The following is a 1300-nucleotide window of genomic DNA, read 5'->3' on the forward strand; positions in this document are numbered from 1 at the left end:
GAAGCACCGTCACCGATACCCCGTTGCACTACCACTACACCCTTCGCCTCCATCCGGCTGGGTCTAAGACTTGCCAAATGTATTGAAATTCTATATATTTGACTCATTTTTAAGAACACGTGCCGTGCCCGGCACACACAATCCGGTAGAGCAGACCGCGAGAACTTTTGCCGATTTCTGCGAGGCTGCTCACCTTGGCGTTATGTGTCAACACAAAAGGATGCTCATTTAAATGATAACACCGAAAAGAATTGACCATGTTTGCCTTCAGGTCACCGATCTCAATCGATCTAAAAAATACTATGAGACCTTATTCAGTGCAAAGTGTTGGTTTCGGGAAGATAACTTCAAAATGCTGGTCATTGAGACAAAATGCATTCATTTCTTTTTGGCTGAGTCAAAAGCAGGCCATGAATTTTTATCCAACCAACATTTAAATCACAAAAAAATACTACCACATAACAACGCAAATTAACTCGGACGCAAGAAGCAGCGTTGGGTTTCATGGAGATCAAAATGCTCAAGTTTCGTCCATTCTTAAATCAAGATCTTCAATCCATCTGCTCATTTCCACAGAGCGAGGAGGAGTTGTTCTATTTTTATCCCAAAGCTTTATATCCATTGACTCCAGAACAATTGCAAAGTGCAATAGATCAGCGGTCTGATTCTACTGTATTCGTTCAAAATGACTGTATTGTTGGGTTTGCAAATTTTTATCGTTGGAAGGATGGCATCTGCTGTATTGGTAATGTTGTCGTTGCGCCATTCGCGAGAGGCCAAGGTGTGGCGAAATTCATCGTTGAAACTATGATCTCGCTTGCTGATCATAGGCATTCAGCAAGCGTCGTTCAGATATCGTGCTTTAATCAAAATATAGCTGGGCTCATACTGTATAATAAGCTCGGTTTTAAGCCTTTTGACGTGGAAGAACGTGAATATATTGATGGGAAACGAGTAGCGCTCATACATATGCACTATCAAATAACCAAAACCCAACCACAGCTTTGAAGGGACGCGCAAAAAGCCGCGCGCCCCTCAAGCTGGACGTTCTCGGCGGCTGCGCCGCCGAGAATCGCGGTGCTGACTGCGTCCAGCACGCGATTCTGCTTCCAAAACAAAACCGAATTGGTTAACTGGTACAATGATGATATACATATTATGAATGGTGAAAAGCCATTTAACATCCAACCTCTTCAATAGGAGGCAAAATATGTATCCAGGCGTTAAAGAAGTAACTCCAAAAGAAAATTATATACTTTCAGTAACGTTCGATAACGGAGAACATGGCATTCTGGATATG

General features: G+C 42.6%; 2 protein-coding genes. Both read left to right on the top strand.

Annotation, left to right across the window (positions count from 1 at the left end; all coding sequences use genetic code 11):
• Positions 1–232: 232 nt before the first annotated feature.
• A complete protein-coding gene (locus tag Q366_RS22500; protein ID WP_035242447.1) occupies positions 233–475 on the top strand; it encodes a VOC family protein in 243 nt (80 codons plus the stop codon).
• A 41-nt stretch (positions 476–516) separates the two neighbouring features.
• A complete protein-coding gene (locus Q366_RS19185) occupies positions 517–1008 on the top strand; it encodes a GNAT family N-acetyltransferase (protein ID WP_035242449.1) in 492 nt (163 codons plus the stop codon).
• The last annotated feature ends 292 nt before the right edge of the window (positions 1009–1300 follow it).

It is taken from the genome of Desulfobacter vibrioformis DSM 8776, assembly GCF_000745975.1.
Classification (GTDB): domain Bacteria; phylum Desulfobacterota; class Desulfobacteria; order Desulfobacterales; family Desulfobacteraceae; genus Desulfobacter; species Desulfobacter vibrioformis.

What these genes read in the sequence shown, in the direction of transcription:
- Q366_RS22500 (WP_035242447.1), top strand. Translation starts at nt 233, where the DNA reads ATGATAACACCGAAAAGAATTGACCATGTTTGCCTTCAGGTCACCGAT.
- Q366_RS19185 (WP_035242449.1), top strand. Translation starts at nt 517, where the DNA reads ATGCTCAAGTTTCGTCCATTCTTAAATCAAGATCTTCAATCCATCTGC.